The sequence below is a fragment of the Noviherbaspirillum sp. genome (assembly GCF_035254865.1).
Lineage (GTDB): Bacteria > Pseudomonadota > Gammaproteobacteria > Burkholderiales > Burkholderiaceae_D > Noviherbaspirillum.
The window spans coordinates 40,896-58,324 of the sequence record NZ_DATFAF010000082.1 but is presented as its reverse complement, the minus strand read 5'-3'; the positions used below and the strand labels follow the sequence as shown (position 1 = coordinate 58,324).

Below are 17,429 nucleotides of genomic sequence, written 5' to 3'. Positions count from 1 at the left end.
AAATTCCGACATGCTCACTGCCACCCGCGCCCCGCAACTGAAAACCGTTCTGATCGCCAGCGGCCTGGTACTCACGCTCGCCATGGGCGTACGCCACGGCTTCGGATTCTGGCTGCAGCCGATTTCCCAGGCACACGGCTGGACGCGCGAGACCTATTCGCTGGCGATGGCGCTGCAGAATCTGCTGTGGGGTGCATTCGGGCCGTTCGCGGGCATGGCGGCGGACCGCTTCGGCACGGCGCGCGTGGTGATAGTCGGGGCCTTGTTCTACGTGGGCGGCCTGCTGTGGATGGCGATGGTGAACCAGCCGACGCTGTTCGTGATCGGTTCCGGCGTCCTGATCGGCGCGGCGCTGGCCTGCACCGCATTCGGCGCGGTCAGCGGCATCATCGGGCGCGTCGCGCCGGACGAGAAGCGCTCATGGGCATTCGGCATTTCGTCGGCCGCCAGCTCCATCGGCCAGTTCCTGATGATGCCGGTCGAGCAGCGGCTGATCTCGTCCACCGGCTGGGATACCGCCTTCTTCATTCTTGCGGCGCTGGTGGCGATCGTGATGCTGCCGATGGCATTCGGCCTGCGCGAACTGCCGCATGACAAGGCGGCCGGGCATCATCAGAGCATGAAGGAAGCGATCCGCGAAGCCTTCTCCCATCGCCCCTTCCTGCTGCTGGTGGCAGGCTACTTCGTGTGCGGATTCCAGCTCGTGTTCATCGGCGTGCACATGCCGTCCTACCTCAAGGACAAAGGCATCATGGATCCCGGAGTTGCCGTGATGGCACTGGCGCTGATCGGCCTGTTCAATATTTTCGGCTCCTATTACGCGGGCAAGCTGGGCGGCTTCCTGCCCAAGCGTTACCTGCTCTCGTCCATCTATCTCACCCGCGCTGTCGTGATCGCGTTGTTCCTGCTGGCGCCGCTCACGCAATGGTCGGTGTATATCTTCGCCTGCGCGATGGGCCTGTTGTGGCTGTCGACCGTGCCGCTCACCAACGGCGTGATCGCCGGCATCTTCGGCGTGCGCTATTTGTCGATGCTGTCGGGCTTCGTCTTCTTCTCGCACCAGGTCGGCAGCTTCATCGGCGTGTGGCTGGGCGGCTATCTGTTCACGCGTGACGGTAACTACAATACGGTGTGGGGCATCACGATTGCGCTCGGCGTGTTCGCTGCGCTCGTCAATCTGCCGATCAACGAGAAGGCGATCGTGCGCCAGCACGTCGCGACCGCCTGAGCACCCGAGCACCATCATGCGCGACCAGCTCAAACGCTTTCTGTTCGGCCTCGCCCTGGCGGCGGTGCTGGCGCTCGGCTTTCTCGCCTACCTGCGCCCTGCCTTCATTGTCGATCTCGCCAACCGTATCTACCTATGCTTCTGAATTCCTCCGCACCGCTCGCCCGTCCCGTCGTGCAAAGTCTGGGCGCTTCGCGCATCCGTGAAGTCGCCAATGCCGGCATCGGCGTGAGCGACGTGCTGCCCTTCTGGTTCGGCGAACCGGACGAAGTCACGCCGTCTTTCATCCGCGACGCCGCCAGGGAAGCGCTCGACGCGGGCGACACTTTTTACACGCACAACTTCGGCATCCTGCCGCTGCGCGAGACGATTGCCGCCTACCTGTCCACGTTGCACGGCAACGTCGACGTGAACCGCGTGGCCGTGACTTCTTCCGGCGTGTCGGCATTGATGCTGCTGTCGCAACTCATCATCAATCAGGGCGACCGCGTGGTGGCCGTGACGCCGCTGTGGCCGAACCTGATCGAGATTCCGAGAATCCTCGGTGCGGAAGTGGCGCGGGTGCCGCTGCGGTTCGGCCAGACCTGGGAACTCGATGTGCAGCAATTGCTGGATGCACTCACGCCGGGAACCAAGGCGCTGTTCCTCAATTCGCCGAACAATCCGACCGGCTGGGTCATCACCGCCGAGCAGCAGGAAATCGTCCTCGCGCATTGCCGCAAGCACGGCATCTGGATTCTCGCCGACGACGTGTACGAGCGGCTGGTCTATGACAACCCGAACCCCAAGGCCTGCGCGCCGTCCTTTCTCGATATCGCCTCGGACGAAGACCGCATCGTCTCCGCCAACAGCTTCTCCAAGTCGTGGCTGATGACCGGCTGGCGGCTCGGCTGGGTGGTGGCACCGGCCGGCGTGATGGCTGACCTGGGCAAGCTGATCGAGTACAACACCTCCTGCGCGCCCGGCTTCGTGCAGCGTGCCGGGATTGCCGCCATTCAGGGGGGCGAGGATGTGATCGCGCACACCGTCACCCGCTATCAGGCGGCGCGCGACTTCCTGTATGAGCGCCTCAACGCCTTGCCCGGCGTGACCTCGCCCAAGCCGAAAGGCGCGATGTATCTCTTCTTCCGTATGGATGGCGCGCAGGACACGCTGGAGCTGTGCAAGCAGCTGGTGCGGGAAGCAAAGCTCGGCCTCGCGCCCGGCAATGCCTTCGGCACCGAGGGCGAGGGATATATCCGCTGGTGCTTTGCCAGCTCGCTGGAACGGCTGGATGAGGGTGTGCGGCGGCTTGCGCGGTTTCTTGAGAAGCGCTGAAGAAAAACTTCAGCGCGAAGAATGCGGGCTCCGATGGATCTGATGGCGTACGGTTAACAAAACCGTGCATGCCTTGAATATTCCGGAAGCCGGATCAGTCATCGCCATTCGGCAACAAGGCCCCCAATTGTTTCTGCAATTGCGCGAAGCGCCGCTGATTTGGGGCAAGCTTGTCCGCATGTAAAAGTGTTTTTCGTGCTTCCGTCGCCATCGTCGCATCTGCGCCGTTTTGCTCCATATACGCGATCAAAAGGTGGGCGTAATTGAACAATACGCGCACGTTCGACGGCAATACGCTCCTGGCATGCCGCATCCATTGCACCGCTTCCGCGAGCTTGCCCGCCTTCCACAGGATGACGCCGCGATCCATCATCTCGCTCGCTTCCCGGCGTGCGGTGTTCACGATGTCGGCACCTTGTTCGCTCATGCGTGCCTTGTCGAAGATCTGTTGCACTTCCAGCGCGAGCGGCACATTGTCGTGATTGTTCTTCACGACTTCCCGCAACAGTTCTACCGGCGCGTCCTTGACTCCGACGGCGAATAGCAGCCGTGCCATGTCCAGGCAGGTATCGGCGTCGGGCCGTTCAGTGGTGTTGTCCAACAGCTCCGCCAGTTCATCACCGGACTTGCGCGCTTTCACCCAGTCGCCGCTTTCGTGATAGACCAGACCTTCCGTGACCTTCGCCCGCAAGCGAATTTCTTCGGTGTCGAACTCCTTCCGAACGGTGGCCAGCAGTTGCAGCGCTTCCTTCGCCTGGTTCTTTCCCCCCCATACGCGCGCCAGGCCGAAATAGGCATCCGGCGTTTTCAGCACAGAGTGTTCCCCAATCTCCACGCTTTTGCGGAAGGCTTTCTCGGCCACATCGAAGTGGCCCATCTTCAGCGCGATTGCGCCAAGGTTTTTCTGGCGCAGTACCGAATTGGGAGAGAGCTTCGCCGCACTTGCCAGCACCTGTTCCGCCTCGGCGAAGTGTCCCAGTTGAAGCTCCGTAAAGGCAAGCTGATCGTAGGCGTCCAGGTAGAAGACGTTTTCCTCGATCACTTCCTGCAAGAGTTGCCTTGCGCTTTCATATTCGCCGCTTTGCACATGTATTTTCGCGATGCCGGTCTTCGCCCACACGAATTCCCGCTCGACCATGACTTGCTCGAAGACCGCGCGCGCATGCTCCGGCTCGCCGCTTTTCATGAGCAGGTTTGCCTTCATGCGCATCAGGTCCAGCGCGTGGAGTCGATCGGTCTCCAGACGTTCGTGGCACAGCTCGACCGCTTTCAGATAATCCTTGGCATCGTAGGCGCGGTCGATTTCCTGAAACACTTGCTTTCTCGCCCAGGCGCGGTTCAAACGCGTCAGGAGAAAGGCTTCGGTGAGTGGTTTGAGCAGGTAGCCGTCCGGCTGGTATTCGGCGGCGCCCATCACCGATTCGACGTTCTTGACGCCGGACACCATGAGCCAGATGCAGGCAGGTCCGACCAGGTCGCGGATCTTGGCCTCTTCCAGCACTTGCTGGCCATTCTTGCCACCGCCGAGATGGTAGTCGCACAGCACGACATCGTACTTCTTCCTTCTCAGCATGCTGGCCGCCGTAGCGCCATTTTCCGCCTGGTCGATATAGCGCGCGCCCAGACTGTGCAGCATGTCGCGCAACATTTGGCACATGCTGGGAAAGTCATCGATCAGCAAGTACTGCTTGCTTATCCAATCGGTGATTTCACGCTTGTCCATACCTGTCCTTCATTCTTGCGTTCATGGCAAGCGCAGCACGAAACAACCGCCGCCGCAACTTCCGCCATTTTCCAGCGCAATGCTGCCATGGCGGCCGCGATGCTTGTGCGCCTTGGCGACCTCGCTCGAAAAATACAGACCCAGACCAGTACTGCCGGTCGAGAAATCGACGCCGCTGTCGATAGTCGCTCCCGCTTCCAGCATCGCCGGCGGAAACCCGTGACCGTTGTCCTCCACGCGGATTTCCAGAAACTCGCCGACTTGATTGATGATTAAACGGATCTTGTCACTGGTGTAATGGATGGCATTGTTGAAGGCATGTCCGACGACGCCGACCACCAGGTCCTCGTCGAAACACCAGATCAGGTCCGGCGGGTAGTCGGCCTCGAATGCGATGCCCTTGGCTTCGAGCAAAACGCGGTGTTGTGCTTCGATCTCTGCGACGAAATCGGCAATGGCTTGTGGCTGGGGATCGAACGGATAAGAGGGACTGCCGACTCGTTTATACAAGGCCAGCAGCTGGATCAGATTGTCATTCATGCGCCGCGTTTCATACAGCAGGTGCACCACCTGCCGGTAGGCGGGCAGCGCTTGCACCGCAGGGTCGAGCAAGACCGCTTCAAGGGTACCGCTCAACATGCTGATGGAATTCTTCATGTCGTGAGCGGCCGAGGCCAAAAATATCGGCAGATCGGGCTGAGGCGGATGGTCTTCCATGGTTCGCTCGCTACGAGGGCAGGAAATGCCGGTGGGATAGGCTGCTTACGCAAACTTTCCCATGGGCAACACCATAATACATGCCATTGGGGATCAAGTGCGATGCTTCTCGGAGATTTTTCGTCATGCCCGAGGGCTAGCGAGGGAGCACCTTCTTGAGAAGTGCAAAAAAATCTCGACGCGCCACAACTGTCATTGGGGTGAGCTACTGAGGCGTACAGCCCCCGATTAACCGCCGTTCAGCCTTGAGAGCACATGTGCGGCAGCTTCCCGAACCCGCGAAAGCATAGAATCGAAGTTGAAGCGAAATTCCCGTACGGTCGATCGGAAGCGCAACTATCCGGCAACGACGCGCCGCATCGATGTCTTGTCGTGCACCCAGGTGTCGTCAAAAAAGGTCACTTCTCCGCTGGCCAGGTTGTGTTTGGCACCGATGATGCCTATCTTGCCGGCGGCGATCATGTGCTCGAGGATATAGCTGCGGTCGATGATCGATCGCACTGAGCGGCGCACATTCAGGTCGGCAACATTCTCCACGAACGCAGTGTTCTTCGAATTGCGCCTTGCCGGGTCCGGGGTGTGGCTCTCTTCGTACACCGCCGGCTGGATCTTCGACAGCAGTTCGGTCAGGTTGCCAAGCTCCACATGGTCGCAGGCCCCCTTGATTGCGCCGCACGAGGTGTGCCCGAGCACTACAATGAGTTTCGACCCGGCCACGTGGCATGCGAACTCGAGGCTGCCGAGGATGTCGGTGTTGATCACGTTGCCGGCGATGCGTACGGAGAAGATGTCGCCCAGGCCTTGGTCGAAGATCAACTCTGCTGACGTGCGGCTGTCGATGCAACTGACGATGGTGGCGAACGGCCATTGGCCGTCGCGCGTCTCGTTGGCCTGCTGCAGCAAATCGCGGCTGGCGCGCAAGTTGTTAACGAAGCGAGCGTTGCCGTCCTTGAGGAATTGCAAGGCAAGTGCCGGGGTGCAAGTGGCTTGAGTTTCGGAGGTATGCGTTTTCATGGTCGGGCGTATCTTAATTTTCGACAATTGGGCTTGAACACTATGTTAACTACAAGCAAAAATAATTAATAATCGATATTAGTTATCATATGTATAGTTAAAAACCTATGAACACCACTTTTCGCCAGTTGCGCCTCTTTCTGGCGCTGGCCGAGCACGGCAGTGTCACTGGTGCCGCCAAGGCATGCCATGTCACGCAGCCAACGGTATCGATGCAATTGCGCGAGCTTGCCGACGCCGTCGGCCTGCCCCTATATGAACAGATCGGGAAGCGCCTTCACCTGACCGAAGCTGGCGAGGCGCTCGCCGAGACCGCACGGGCAATGCTCGACGAATGGATGGAGTTCGAGCAGGCCATCAATGCGATGAAGGGGCTTGAGCAGGGGCGCTTGCGCGTCGCCCTGGTGAGCACCGCGAAGTACTTCGTGCCGCGTCTGCTGGGCAGTTTTTGTACGAAACATCCGAACATCGAGATTGCTCTTGAGATTCTGAACCGCGATGGCGTCGTCGCGCGCCTACGCGAAAACCGTGACGATCTTTACATTATGTCGATGCCGCCCGAGAGTCTTGACCTCGAACAGCATGCATTCCTGCACAACCCCTTGGTTTTGATTGCTCCCGCAGGGCACCGACTGAAGGGGCGCCATCTGGAACTCACCGACCTCCTGGCGGAGCGATTCATCCTTCGAGAACGTGGTTCCGGCACGCGCCTCGCATGCGATGCTTACTTCGCGCGCAGCGCTTTCGTACCTGCGGTGCGGCTGGAGTTGGGCAGCAATGAAGCGATCAAGCAGGCCGTTTCCGGTGGCCTTGGTCTTGCCGTGATCTCGCGCCATGCACTTCCAGCCCGGCCGGAGGACGATCAACTGACAATTCTCGACGTGACGGGATTCCCGCTCCAGTCGCACTGGTTCACTCTGTATCCGCGCGGCAAAAGGCTTTCCCCAATTGCGGCTGTTTTCCTCGAACATCTCAAGCGGTCAGCATTCGAATGGAGTGAGCGGCGCGAGTCAGGCGTGTAGCAGGCAAGAATAGCCAACACCAACTACAGCCGAGTTGCTGCCCGCAGGAAGTCATCTTGGGCGACTGCTCTTTTCTGTTACCTGCTGTTGGAGTTCTGTCGAGGTAACCGGCCGGACAGGGACGGTAGCGGCCATACAAAATGCCGCCATTTCGTAAGCACCTGACCTCCGCATTAACTTGGAATACATGTCCTGAGCAGCAGGTCGAGACGCTTCGTTTAGCGCACCGCACACTCAAGCCGCCCGCGCCACCGCCTCATCATCCGCAACGACAGCACGACGCACCGGATGCGGCGGCAGCAAATAATAAAACACCGCCAAAAACACCCACACGACCCAGGCTGACCAGACGTTGTGCGACAGGAAGTGCGCGCCGCGCATCATCTGCGCCCATCCCATCAGCATGCCGGCGGCGAGGCCGATCAGGAGAAACAGGCGGGCGAGTCTGGCGTGCGTGTCGCGCCAGGCGAAGTACACGGCCATCAGCGCGAAACCGCCGGAGGCATGGCCGCCGGGGAAGCATTTGCCGGGAGCGATACCCGCAGGCAGGCGTTCGAACAAGGCGTGGAAAGGCGCGGAGCCGCCGTAGTCGACGAGGTCCCAGGGGCAATACAGCGTGCTGGTGGATTTGAGCACGGACACCAGCAGCGGACCGCCGACCATGGCGACGAACAGCCAGAGCAGTCTGCGGCGATGCGGCTGCCATTGCGGCCGGATGAAGGTCATCAGAAATGCGCCGAGCACGACCACGCCGACGGCAATCATCGCCATCTTCAATCCGGTGTGCATGACGTTCTGCATGAATGGGCTGTCGCGCAGCGGGAACATGTGCGCATGCGCGTCGTAGTACCAGCCGATCAGTACGCGGTCGATCGGCGTGGCCTCGAAAATCCAGTAGATGAACGGGGCGAGCACAAGCGGCAAGGCCAGGAGTTCATACGTGCGCCAGGTATTCTGCAGGGTTTTCATGACAGCTTCCGATAAAGACCGTTAATGCCCGGTGCGGCGCCCGGCATGCGGATCGCGCGCGATGCGGCCTTGCCCCGGAAGGCGGCCAACCGTGGACCGGGACGCAGAACGGTCAGGATGTTTTTCTTGAGACAGTCGAGAGATTGATTAGTGCCAACAAAGGCGCCGCCCTCATCGGCCAAGGCGTGCAGCATAGCATGGCCGGCAAAGCGTGTCGCATGGGCGGCGACGGCTTGGCTTGCCCTGCGTGCCACTTTTGCAAGGCAGGCGACGCGGCGCGTTCGGAGCCATAGCGATCAATTTCCCGATCTCGTCATCCGCATACTCTATGCCGCCTTCGCCGCTGGCATGTGAATGTAGATCAATATCTTTTTCCGGATGGCAGGCAAGCTGGCCAGTCGGCATCCGCTGCCGCCTCTCCTGCGATTGCCGAGCAAATTGCTCGGGTATCTGCCTTAAAATGGACAAATGGACATCACCCTGCCCGAACTCGAACAAGCCATCAATTACTGGCGCACGCTGCGGCCTTCCAGCGGCGAGGAGCGCGCCTTGTCGCCCGAGGTGAATACCTTGGCAACGGTGTATGCAATGATGATTTTTCAACAGGCGCGCACGCTTCCGCTCGACTCGCTCGACCAGGCGGCGCGGCAATTGATCGACGCCTGGCTTCAACGTTCGGGATGATGCCTTTTCCGCCATTCACCGTCTTTTTGCACGGACATGTCACGTTCCGGTTGGCTGCCTCGTCTTGAGGGGACAAAGGTCTTTCAGGATGAGGACGTCATGCACTTTCTATCTTCCGCGCGGCTGTTGCTGGCAGTATTGCTTGCGGTGAACGGGTTCGTCATGCTTCTTGTGCCGGCCGTTTGGTACACGACGATACCGGGCGTCACCGAAACCGGGCCGCTCAACGCACACTTCGTGCGCGACATCGGTTGCGCCTACCTGGTGGCGGGCACCGGTTTCTTCTGGCTCTGGCGCGACACGCGCGCCTGGCGCGCCGCCATGGTGGGCAGCCTCTTTCTGGTGTTGCATGCGCTGGTACACGTCGGCGAGATGATGGCCGGCACCATGGATGCGCATCATTGGCTGCGCGACGTGCCGGGCGTGTTCCTGCTTCCTGTTGTTGCGGTTTGGCTGGCGTGGCCGCGCCGGCCTGGCGTTTTTTCAAAGGAGAACTTCCATGCTGAAATGGATCGCACGGCGACGGCTCGCCGCGTTTGAGCGGGCCTTCGATTACGACGCGAGTTATATACGCGAGGTACTGGACACGAGCTGGAAAGCCTTCTCGCGTTTCGTTCCCGTGATGAAGATGTCGAGCCATCGCGAAGATATTCCGCTCGATGCCTGGTATGCGGCGAAAGTCGTCGCGATACGTTCCGAGGATTGCGGGCCCTGCACGCAGTTGACAGTGACCATGGCTGAAAGGGAAGGTGTGAGCGCGCGGCTGCTGCGTGCGGTGTTCGACAATGACGAGAAGGCCATGGGTCCGGATGTCACGCTCGCGGTGCGCTACGCCCGCGCGGTGCTGGCGCATGACCTGGAAGCCGACGGCTTGCGCGAGCAGATCGTGGTGCGCTGGGGCCAGCGGGCAGTGGTGTCACTGGCATTGTCGATTGCCGCGGCGAAGGTGTATCCGACCATGAAATATGCGCTGGGCCACGGTCAAGCATGCACGCGCGTGCGCATCGGCGGGGCGGAGACGCGGGTGGCTGCGCAAACACTTCCTTCAGCGGTGCGGGAGTCGGCAGCATGACGAGCACGGTAATGCAAGAGGCGGACGACTTCGAGCCGCATCGCCGGCATCTCCGCGCACTCGCCTATCGCATGCTCGGTTCGCGCGCCGAGGCCGAGGATACGGTGCAGGATGCATGGCTGCGCTGGCATGCGACGGATCGCTCGCGCGTCGAGAATGCGCGCGCCTTCCTGTCGCGCACCGTCACACGCCTGTGCCTGGACCGCATCAAGTCAGCGCAGGCGCAGCGCGAGGTCTATGTCGGTTCCTGGCTGCCCGAACCGGTGGTCGATGATGAAGCGGCGTTCCAGCCGGGGCCGGAAGCGGCGCATGAGCTGGCCAGCGACTTGTCATTTGCTTTCATGCTGACGCTGGAGCGCCTGTCGCCGCTGGAGCGCGCGGCTTTCCTGCTGCATGATGTATTCGACATGGGTTTCGACGAGATCGCGGCGGCGCTGGGGCGCAGCGCATCCGCCTGCCGCCAGCTTGCCTCGCGGGCGCGCGCCAACGTACATGCGAGCCGGCCCGCGGTCAAGGTCACGCCGGACGAAGAGCAACGTCTGGCAGGCGCGTTCGTCCGTGCGCTGCGCGACGGCGATGTCGATGCGCTGGCGCAGGTGCTGGCTCAGGATGCGACCTTCGTATCCGATGGCGGCGGCCGCGTCACGGCGGTGCCTCAGCCGCTGTTCGGCCGTGATCAGATTGCGAAGGTGTTGATCGGCTTTGCGCGCCTGTACGATGCGCAGGTGCATCGCACCCGTCCGGCGCGCATCAATGGCTTGCCCGGCTTCGTGATTTCCACCGTGCAGGGCGAGCTGGTGCAGACGATCGCGCTCGAACCCGGCGCGCCGGGCGAAATCAAGGCGATCTATGTGACGCGCAATCCGGACAAGCTGCAGATGGTGGCGCCGTAAAGTCGAAGATCAGGCCGCCAGATGGCGCGCCTGCCGCTGCGGCAGCGCGTCGGCCTTGGCCTTGTTCCTGGCATGCTCTGCCGCGCCTTTGAGACGCACTTCGCGCTTTTGCATCTGGCCGGCGTAGTCGCTGTCGATCGCCGCGGTCACGGCCTCGGCATCATGGCCGCGTTCGCGCAGCCACTCGCCGACGAGGCCGGTCAGGCGTTCGAGGGCGATGCGATGCGTGGCATCGGTCTTGACGTAGATCCAGTCGGACAGTGCCATGAAATTGGCGAATGGCGATTGGTCCAGGATGAGTTTCAGGGTGTTGGCGAAACGTCCCGAATTGGCGATCATGTCCCAGTAGCGCGCAAAGCGCACCAGGCGCTGCATGGTGGCGAAGTCGATGCAATTGTTCGCCAGGATGGTGTACGGCGGATACGGGTCGAAGACCAGCCCGTAGGTCTCGGTATGGCGGATCACCGGCGTGCCGCGCAAGCGCTTGAGAATACCGAACTGGATTTCATGCGGATTGATCTTCACCAGATGGTCGAAGCCGCGCGCGAAACTGTCCATGTCCTCGCCGGGCAGTCCGGCGATCAGGTCGACATGCAGGTGCGCGTGCGAGTGTTCGCACAGCCAGCGCAGATTGTCGGCGGCCTTCTCGTTGTTCTGCTTGCGGCTGATGGTGGCCTGCACTTCCGGATTGAAGGACTGGATGCCGATCTCCAGCTGCAGCGTGCCCGGCGGGAATTTCGCAATCGCTTCCTTGAGCGCATCCGGCAAATGGTCGGGCACGACTTCGAAGTGCGCATAGACCGGATCTTCCGGATGGGCGGCGAGCTTGTCGAGGAAGAATTGCATGATCCGCAAGCTCGACTTGATGTTGAGATTGAAGGTGCGATCGACAAACTTGAACAGCCGCGCGCCGCGCGCATACAGCGATTCGATTTCCGCCATGAAGGTATCGAGATCGAAGGGCCAGGCGGTCTTGTCGAGCGAGGACAGGCAGAACTCGCACTTGAACGGACAGCCGCGCGATGCCTCCACATAGAGCGTGCGGTGCGCGATGTCCTTGTCGTTATAGAACGCATAGGGCAGCTTGATTTCGTTCATCGACGCTTGCACGCCGGCATGAATCTTCATCAGCGGCTTGGGACCGTTGAGGATCTCGCGGCACAGCTTCGGGAAGGTCACGTCGCCCCAGCCGGTGACGACATAGTCCGCCATCTGTGCGATCGCCTGCTCGGCGGTTTCATGCGACACTTCCGGCCCGCCGAGCACGACGATGACCTCGGGTGCGACGCGCTTGAGCACGGCGACCACCTTGGCGGCCTCCTCGGCGTTCCAGATGTACACGCCGAGCCCGACGATGCGCGGCTTGTGCGCCAGTATCTTTTCGACCACTTCGGTGGTCTTGGTACCGATCACGAATTCTTCCAGGCGCGTCGATTCCTGCAAGTCGCCCATATTGGCGAGCAGATAACGCAGCCCGAGCGATGCATGGGTGAAACGGGCATTCAGTGTGGCAAGCAGGATGGTCATGGAGAAGGCAGGCAATTCAGTGAGCCGCTATTTTACGCCTGCGCCCCGCCTGCTTCGCGATTCAATTGGGGGGCGATGCACTCTCCACATGACTGCTGTTCGCCCGCCGGAAAACGTTGGGTGACATGCCGAACCAGCGCCGGAACGAGCGACTGAAGTTCGATGCATCGAAGTAACCCAGTCGCTCGGCAATCTCGGCCAGCGAACAGCCGGTATTTTGCAGCAGCCATTGCGCCCGCTCCTTGCGCACCTCGTCCAGCAAATCCTGATAGCTGGTGCCGCGCTGCTTGAACTTGCGCATCAGCGTGCGGGAAGACATGTGCCGCTCCGCCGCGATGGCCTCGCAGGTCGGAAATGTCTCTCCGCATGTCCGCAGGCGCGACCTGATCTGCTGCAGCAGATCGCTCTTGTGCAGGATCTGTTCCAGCGCCTGCTCGCAGTCGCGCTGGGCCGATGCAAAGGCGACCGGATCGGCGGTGACGCAAGGCGCATCCAGCAGCGTACGCGGCAGCTTGATTTCCAGGCTGGCCGTGCCGAAACGCTTGCGGCCTCGCAACAACGACGCATAGGCGGCGCTCCATGCGGGCTCGGGATAAGGCAGCTTGTATTGCACCTGCTCCGGCATCTGGCCGAGCACGGTTTGAAGAAGGCGCACGACCACCATCAACGCGGCTTCGAGTATCGGGGTCCTGAGGTCGCCGAGATCGCACAGTTCTCGCACTTGCAAGCGACAATGGGTGTCGTCACAGTCCGGGCGAAATTCCAGCACGGTGCAGCGCAGCTTGCTGTAGCGCGCGAGTGCCTCGATCGCCTGCCCCAGGTTCGTGCCGGAGACGACCACCCGGCCGACCTGGCCATGCGCCGCTGCCGGCGCGCTTGCGCCGATTTCCGCGCCCAGCAAGGGCGCGCCGCTCAAGGCGATGGCCGATCGCACCAGGACCTGCATCTGTGCAAAGCCGATGGTCCGCTCGGCGTCCGTCAGCTCGGACCTGCTTAAACCGGCGCCCGCCAGCAGCCGGTCGGTTCCCACCCCGCGCTTGCGCAGCATCACGCACAGCAGGCGTGCGTAGGTCGGGTGGAATGCAGGTTCGAACCAATAGGCAGGTACTGTCATCTCTTTCCGCAATGAACAATAAAGGCTTGCGATGCTGTCACAGGCTGACGCCGGCTCGCCAGCCCATGCACTTTGCTTCGCAAGCCATTCGGCGGGTGCCTTGATTTTCGACAAAGGGAAATTGGCGAGAGGATTCCGCCCTTGCCGCCCATGGGGAGCGGTATCACGACCGCACGCGACGGCATGTGTTGTCGCTGCCGATGCCCCTGGGCTCAAGACATGGGTGAGCCGGCGGAAGAAATGGTTCCATTGCAGGAGGCGGATCGCGATGACCGCATGGCCTCCTGCGCGCTCAAGCCGCTACGCGGGCTCCGGAATAGTGGCTCAGAACTCTTCCCAATCCTCGCTCGCGCTCGCGGACGGGGCCACGGAACGCGTGGAACGTGCGGGACGCGGTGCGGCGACGGGTACGCCGGCACTCTTTCGCGCGAGGCGCGGAACCGATTGAACCGGTATTGCAACGCGCGGCTTGGGTGCCGGCGCGCTTGCGGTCATGTGTGCGCCGTCGACCTGGAAGGCGCTGACCAGTCGCACCAGTTGCTGCGCCTGTTCCTGCATGGCCTCGGACGCGGCGGCGGCCTCCTCCACCAGCGAGGCGTTCTGCTGCGTCACCTGATCCATCTGCGCGATCGCCTGGTTGATCTGCTCGATGCCGGTGGTTTGCTCACGCGATGCCGCGGTGATTTCGCCGACGATGTCGCTCACGCGCTTGACGCTCTCGACGACTTCGTTCATGGTCGCACCGGCATCGTCGACCAGCTTCGCGCCGACGTGGATCTTTTCGACCGAGTCATTGATCAGTGCCTTGATTTCCTTCGCCGCGCCGGCGGAGCGTTGTGCGAGGTTGCGCACTTCGGTGGCCACCACCGCGAAGCCGCGCCCCTGCTCGCCGGCGCGCGCCGCTTCCACCGCGGCATTGAGCGCGAGGATGTTGGTCTGGAACGCGATGCCGTCGATGACGCCGATGATGTCGACAATCTTTTTCGCCGACTCGTTGATGGAACCCATGGTGTCGACCACCTGCGATACCACCATGCCGCCGCGGCCGGCCACTTCGGATGCGGAGATCGCCAGCGTATTCGCCTGATGCGCGTTATCGGCATTCTGCTTGACGGTGGAGGTCAGCTCCTCCATCGAAGAGGCAGTTTCTTCCAGCGAGCTGGCCTGCTGCTCGGTGCGCGAGGACAGGTCGAGGTTGCCCGAGGCAATCTGGCTTGAGGCAGTCGCGATCATGTCCGTGCCTTGCCGCACCTGCGAGACGATATTGGCAAGGTTGTCGCGCATGGCGCGCATCGCATGCAGCATGCTGGACTGATCGTTCTGCTTGAGTTCGATGCCCACCCGCAGGTCGCCGGCGGCAATGCGCGTGGCGACCGAGGCGGCGAATTCCGGTTCCCCGCCCAGCCGCTTGAGCAAGCTGCGCGTAATGATCAAGCCGATACCGGCCGCCAGCAGGATGGCGAAGGTGCCGAGCGCCAGCATCACGGTACGTGCAGTAGCAAAGGTCCGGTTCGCCGTCTTGCCGGAGGCGTCCATCAGCTCGACCTGGAACTGAATGAGGCCGGTCAGGCTGTCCTTATACGTCTTGAGGACGGGACGCAGCTCCGCAGCCAGGTAGGCCTTCGCTTCCGGTGCCTTTTCCTCGTTCACAAGTGCGATCAGCTTGTCCTGCCCGTCGGCATATCGCTTGCGCGCGTCCTTCGCTTGCCCGAGCAACTCCTTGCCGCGCGGCAGAGCGATCATCTTGTCCAGCTTGTCGAAGTCGCCCCCCGCGCTCTTGCGCGCATCCATGATGTCGTCGACCTGCTTCTGGCGATCTTCCTTGCTGTCGATCAGCATCATGTTGCGCAGCGCGATCGCGATCCGGTCCGTCTGCGCCATGAGGTCCGAAGCCGCGGCGATTTTCGGCCAGCGGTCCTGCACGATGGAAGATGTGCCGTTGTCGAGGGCCGCCAGTTGGCTGACGCCGACCGCGAGGATGATCCACAACAGGATGCAGACGCTGCCGAAGCTCAGTGCAAGGCGCGTCCCGACTTTCATATTTCGAATGTCCATGGAATTGTGCTTCGTGAAGATGTGGCGGGTTTCTTCTCGGATGCGAGGCGAAGAAAATTTGATTCACGTCAATATTGCGCGCGAAAGTTGCCACAGCGCAAGCAAAAATGCGCGTCACAAATATCACCGATGCGAAATTCCAACGCTGCTGATCAAAGCGGCAACACACGAAAAACCGAGAGTCGGTCAGGATGATGAGACGGGCTGACGCGAGAGGTGATGCTGCCGGCAACCTCGAGATGCGAATACATCAAGGATCGCCGGCGGAGGGCTTAACAGGCCAAATGTTGCGGCATCACTTCGCCATTTCCTTTTCTTGCAAGGCGCGCCACATCACCTTGCCGGTCGCCGATTTCGGCAGCGTGTCGACGAACTCGACCAGGCGCGGCACCTTGTAGACGGCCATCTTGTCGTGCGCCCAGGTGATGATGTCATCTTCGCTCGCTTCGGCGCCGGCGCGCTTGACGATCACCGCTTTCACCGTTTCGCCGCGATAGGGATCGCGCGCGGCGATGATGCAGCATTCCTGCACCGCCGGATGCTGGTACATCATCGATTCAACTTCCGCCGGCCAGACCTTGAAGCCGCTGGCGTTGATCATGCGCTTCAGGCGGTCGGTGAAGAAGAAGAAACCTTCCTCGTCCATGTAGCCGAGATCGCCGGAACGGAAGAAGCGCTTGCCGTCGAGTTCGGCGAAGGCTTCCGCGGTCTTCTTCGGATCGTTCCAGTAGCCCTGGAACACCTGCGGTCCGTGGATCCAGATCTCGCCCGTCTCGCCCTGCGGCACTTCCTTCAGCGTGACCGGATCGACGATGCGCGAATCGACGTTGAGATAAGGAATGCCGAGGCATTGCTGCTTCATGCGCTTGGGCGGGTTGACGTGCGTCGCCGCCATCGTCTCCGACAGGCCGTAGCCTTCCATGTACTGCTGGCCGGTCATGTCGAGCAGCTTCTGCGCGATCGCGGCCGGCATCGCGGCACCGCCGCCGGACACGCGCTTCAGTCCGGAGATGTCGTACTCGGCGAGGCGCGGATTGGACAGGAAATCGATCATCATGGTCGGTATCAGCGTCCAGGTCGTGACCTTGTAACGCGTGATCAGCTGGCCGGCCGCATCGCGGTCCCAGCGCGGCAGCACCACGATGCCGCCGCCGGAAAAGATCATGGCGTTCATCACCGACTGCATGCCGGTCACATGGAAGAACGGCAGCACGGCCAGCGTCACATGGTCGGGAACGGTCGGGCCCGACCAGGCCGGGCTGGCCGCGGCATTGAACATCACCGAGCGATGCGTGTGCACGCAACCCTTGGGCTTGCCGGTCGTACCCGAGGTGTAGGGCATGCAGGCCAGGTCGTCGGGGCCGGCCTCGTGCGCGCGCGGCGCATGCTTTTCCGCCACCGCATCCTTCCATGCCGTGACGCCGGGCCCGGCCTCGACGCTGTACGGTACGCGCACGAAATCCGGTACATTGAGGTCGGTCGGTGCAAGCAGGTAATCGGAATACGCACCCACGATCACCTGCGACAAGCCACCCTCGCCGATCAGCGGCGCCACGCGCGGGTACAACTCCTGTGCGACGAAGGCGACCTTCGCGCCGCTGTCAGCGACATAGTGCCGCAACTCGTCGGTCACCAGCATCGGATTGACCGGCACCACCATGGCATCGGCACGCAGGATCGCGAAGAACGCGATGATGAATTTCGGACTGTTCTGCATGTCGAGCAGCACGCGATCGCCGCGCTTCACCCCGCACACATGTTGCAGGTAGCCGGCCAGCGCAAGCACTTCCGCATGCACCTGCGCGTAGCTCAGCACGGTATCGTAAAAGATGATGGCCGCCTTGTTCGGATAGCGGCGCGCGGAAATTTCCAGGTTCACATACACGCTGGTTTCGGGTGCGGTGATGGTATAGGGCAGGCCTTCGGGCCAGACGGCGTAATGGCGGGTGTTCATTGTCTCTCTCGTTGTTGTATTAATAGAACCTGATTCTTGATTATAGTTCGCGCCGGAAATCTTGCCCGATGCGCTTCCCTGATGCGCGCTCTGCAGGATTGTGCACCCTGCGCTACCATCAAGAATGTAAAGATGTTCAC

The 17,429-nt window shown here is 61.4% G+C and carries 17 protein-coding genes; 8 read left to right on the top strand and 9 right to left on the bottom strand.

Annotation, left to right across the window (positions count from 1 at the left end; genetic code table 11):
- Nucleotides 1-10: 10 nt before the first annotated feature.
- The 3 genes from VJ651_RS20620 to VJ651_RS20610 are packed head-to-tail and all read left to right on the top strand — an operon-like array spanning nucleotide 11 to nucleotide 2,545.
- Nucleotides 11-1,228 (top strand): MFS transporter, encoded by a 1,218-nt coding sequence (locus tag VJ651_RS20620; protein ID WP_324109229.1) that lies wholly within the window; start codon nucleotides 11-13, stop codon nucleotides 1,226-1,228.
- A 16-nt stretch (nucleotides 1,229-1,244) separates the two neighbouring features.
- On the top strand, nucleotides 1,245-1,373 hold the full coding sequence (locus tag VJ651_RS20615) for a hypothetical protein (protein WP_324109228.1): 129 nt from the start codon (nucleotides 1,245-1,247) through the stop codon (nucleotides 1,371-1,373).
- Nucleotides 1,364-2,545, top strand: a complete 1,182-nt coding sequence (locus tag VJ651_RS20610; RefSeq protein ID WP_324109227.1) for a pyridoxal phosphate-dependent aminotransferase — start codon at nucleotides 1,364-1,366, stop codon at nucleotides 2,543-2,545. Before VJ651_RS20615 ends, VJ651_RS20610 begins: the two co-directional genes overlap by 10 nt.
- Nucleotides 2,546-2,639: 94 nt before the next feature.
- Here the strand turns inward: VJ651_RS20610 and VJ651_RS20605 are convergent, their stop codons facing one another.
- From VJ651_RS20605 to VJ651_RS20595, 3 genes are all read right to left on the bottom strand, one after another.
- Nucleotides 2,640-4,268, bottom strand: coding sequence for a tetratricopeptide repeat protein (locus tag VJ651_RS20605; protein ID WP_324109226.1), 1,629 nt, complete (start codon nucleotides 4,266-4,268; stop codon nucleotides 2,640-2,642).
- Nucleotides 4,269-4,289: 21 nt separating this feature from the next.
- Nucleotides 4,290-4,985, bottom strand: a complete 696-nt coding sequence (locus VJ651_RS20600) for a HAMP domain-containing sensor histidine kinase (protein ID WP_324109225.1) — start codon at nucleotides 4,983-4,985, stop codon at nucleotides 4,290-4,292.
- Between the two features lie 336 nt (nucleotides 4,986-5,321).
- Complete coding sequence (locus tag VJ651_RS20595) at nucleotides 5,322-5,999, bottom strand: carbonic anhydrase family protein (RefSeq protein ID WP_324109224.1); 678 nt, start codon at nucleotides 5,997-5,999, stop codon at nucleotides 5,322-5,324.
- Nucleotides 6,000-6,106: 107 nt separating this feature from the next.
- On the opposite strand from VJ651_RS20595, the gene VJ651_RS20590 reads away from it, so the two are divergent.
- The gene (locus VJ651_RS20590) at nucleotides 6,107-7,021 is read left to right on the top strand and encodes a LysR family transcriptional regulator (RefSeq protein ID WP_136413791.1); all 915 of its coding nucleotides are present in this window, start codon (nucleotides 6,107-6,109) and stop codon (nucleotides 7,019-7,021) included.
- Nucleotides 7,022-7,255: 234 nt separating this feature from the next.
- Here the strand turns inward: VJ651_RS20590 and VJ651_RS20585 are convergent, their stop codons facing one another.
- Nucleotides 7,256-7,990 carry a phosphatase PAP2 family protein gene (locus VJ651_RS20585; RefSeq protein WP_324109223.1) on the bottom strand — a complete coding sequence of 245 codons (735 nt, stop codon included), beginning with the start codon at nucleotides 7,988-7,990 and terminating at the stop codon, nucleotides 7,256-7,258.
- Nucleotides 7,987-8,184, bottom strand: coding sequence for a hypothetical protein (locus VJ651_RS20580; RefSeq protein WP_136413806.1), 198 nt, complete (start codon nucleotides 8,182-8,184; stop codon nucleotides 7,987-7,989). The genes VJ651_RS20585 and VJ651_RS20580 overlap by 4 nt, the downstream gene beginning before the upstream one ends.
- 274 nt (nucleotides 8,185-8,458) lie before the next feature.
- On the opposite strand from VJ651_RS20580, the gene VJ651_RS20575 reads away from it, so the two are divergent.
- The 4 genes from VJ651_RS20575 (at nucleotide 8,459) to VJ651_RS20560 (ending at nucleotide 10,639) form a co-directional block, all read left to right on the top strand.
- Nucleotides 8,459-8,674 (top strand): DUF3717 domain-containing protein, encoded by a 216-nt coding sequence (locus VJ651_RS20575; protein ID WP_324109222.1) that lies wholly within the window; start codon nucleotides 8,459-8,461, stop codon nucleotides 8,672-8,674.
- 99 nt (nucleotides 8,675-8,773) lie between these two features.
- Nucleotides 8,774-9,214, top strand: a complete 441-nt coding sequence (locus tag VJ651_RS20570; RefSeq protein WP_324109221.1) for a hypothetical protein — start codon at nucleotides 8,774-8,776, stop codon at nucleotides 9,212-9,214.
- The gene (locus VJ651_RS20565) at nucleotides 9,174-9,746 is read left to right on the top strand and encodes a hypothetical protein (RefSeq protein WP_324109220.1); all 573 of its coding nucleotides are present in this window, start codon (nucleotides 9,174-9,176) and stop codon (nucleotides 9,744-9,746) included. The genes VJ651_RS20570 and VJ651_RS20565 overlap by 41 nt, the downstream gene beginning before the upstream one ends.
- Complete coding sequence (locus VJ651_RS20560; protein WP_324109219.1) at nucleotides 9,743-10,639, top strand: sigma-70 family RNA polymerase sigma factor; 897 nt, start codon at nucleotides 9,743-9,745, stop codon at nucleotides 10,637-10,639. The genes VJ651_RS20565 and VJ651_RS20560 overlap by 4 nt, the downstream gene beginning before the upstream one ends.
- Before the next feature lie 9 nt (nucleotides 10,640-10,648).
- Here the strand turns inward: VJ651_RS20560 and VJ651_RS20555 are convergent, their stop codons facing one another.
- From VJ651_RS20555 to VJ651_RS20540, 4 genes are all read right to left on the bottom strand, one after another.
- A complete protein-coding gene (locus VJ651_RS20555; protein ID WP_324109218.1) occupies nucleotides 10,649-12,166 on the bottom strand; it encodes a B12-binding domain-containing radical SAM protein in 1,518 nt (505 codons plus the stop codon).
- Nucleotides 12,167-12,227: 61 nt separating this feature from the next.
- Nucleotides 12,228-13,280 (bottom strand): AraC family transcriptional regulator, encoded by a 1,053-nt coding sequence (locus VJ651_RS20550; RefSeq protein ID WP_324109217.1) that lies wholly within the window; start codon nucleotides 13,278-13,280, stop codon nucleotides 12,228-12,230.
- 324 nt (nucleotides 13,281-13,604) lie between these two features.
- Nucleotides 13,605-15,335, bottom strand: coding sequence for a methyl-accepting chemotaxis protein (locus VJ651_RS20545; RefSeq protein WP_324109216.1), 1,731 nt, complete (start codon nucleotides 15,333-15,335; stop codon nucleotides 13,605-13,607).
- A gap of 295 nt (nucleotides 15,336-15,630) precedes the next feature.
- On the bottom strand, nucleotides 15,631-17,289 hold the full coding sequence (locus tag VJ651_RS20540; protein ID WP_324109215.1) for a long-chain fatty acid--CoA ligase: 1,659 nt from the start codon (nucleotides 17,287-17,289) through the stop codon (nucleotides 15,631-15,633).
- Nucleotides 17,290-17,429: the final 140 nt, after the last annotated feature.

Coding starts and splice junctions, on each gene's coding strand:
- VJ651_RS20580 (WP_136413806.1), bottom strand. CDS start 8,184: ATGCTGCACGCCTTGGCCGATGAGGGCGGCGCCTTTGTTGGCACTAAT.
- VJ651_RS20585 (WP_324109223.1), bottom strand. CDS start 7,990: ATGAAAACCCTGCAGAATACCTGGCGCACGTATGAACTCCTGGCCTTG.
- VJ651_RS20620 (WP_324109229.1), top strand. CDS start 11: ATGCTCACTGCCACCCGCGCCCCGCAACTGAAAACCGTTCTGATCGCC.
- VJ651_RS20550 (WP_324109217.1), bottom strand. CDS start 13,280: ATGACAGTACCTGCCTATTGGTTCGAACCTGCATTCCACCCGACCTAC.
- VJ651_RS20545 (WP_324109216.1), bottom strand. CDS start 15,335: ATGGACATTCGAAATATGAAAGTCGGGACGCGCCTTGCACTGAGCTTC.
- VJ651_RS20595 (WP_324109224.1), bottom strand. CDS start 5,999: ATGAAAACGCATACCTCCGAAACTCAAGCCACTTGCACCCCGGCACTT.
- VJ651_RS20605 (WP_324109226.1), bottom strand. CDS start 4,268: ATGGACAAGCGTGAAATCACCGATTGGATAAGCAAGCAGTACTTGCTG.
- VJ651_RS20560 (WP_324109219.1), top strand. CDS start 9,743: ATGACGAGCACGGTAATGCAAGAGGCGGACGACTTCGAGCCGCATCGC.
- VJ651_RS20570 (WP_324109221.1), top strand. CDS start 8,774: ATGCACTTTCTATCTTCCGCGCGGCTGTTGCTGGCAGTATTGCTTGCG.
- VJ651_RS20565 (WP_324109220.1), top strand. CDS start 9,174: ATGCTGAAATGGATCGCACGGCGACGGCTCGCCGCGTTTGAGCGGGCC.
- VJ651_RS20590 (WP_136413791.1), top strand. CDS start 6,107: ATGAACACCACTTTTCGCCAGTTGCGCCTCTTTCTGGCGCTGGCCGAG.
- VJ651_RS20575 (WP_324109222.1), top strand. CDS start 8,459: ATGGACATCACCCTGCCCGAACTCGAACAAGCCATCAATTACTGGCGC.
- VJ651_RS20615 (WP_324109228.1), top strand. CDS start 1,245: ATGCGCGACCAGCTCAAACGCTTTCTGTTCGGCCTCGCCCTGGCGGCG.
- VJ651_RS20610 (WP_324109227.1), top strand. CDS start 1,364: ATGCTTCTGAATTCCTCCGCACCGCTCGCCCGTCCCGTCGTGCAAAGT.
- VJ651_RS20540 (WP_324109215.1), bottom strand. CDS start 17,289: ATGAACACCCGCCATTACGCCGTCTGGCCCGAAGGCCTGCCCTATACC.
- VJ651_RS20600 (WP_324109225.1), bottom strand. CDS start 4,985: ATGGAAGACCATCCGCCTCAGCCCGATCTGCCGATATTTTTGGCCTCG.
- VJ651_RS20555 (WP_324109218.1), bottom strand. CDS start 12,166: ATGACCATCCTGCTTGCCACACTGAATGCCCGTTTCACCCATGCATCG.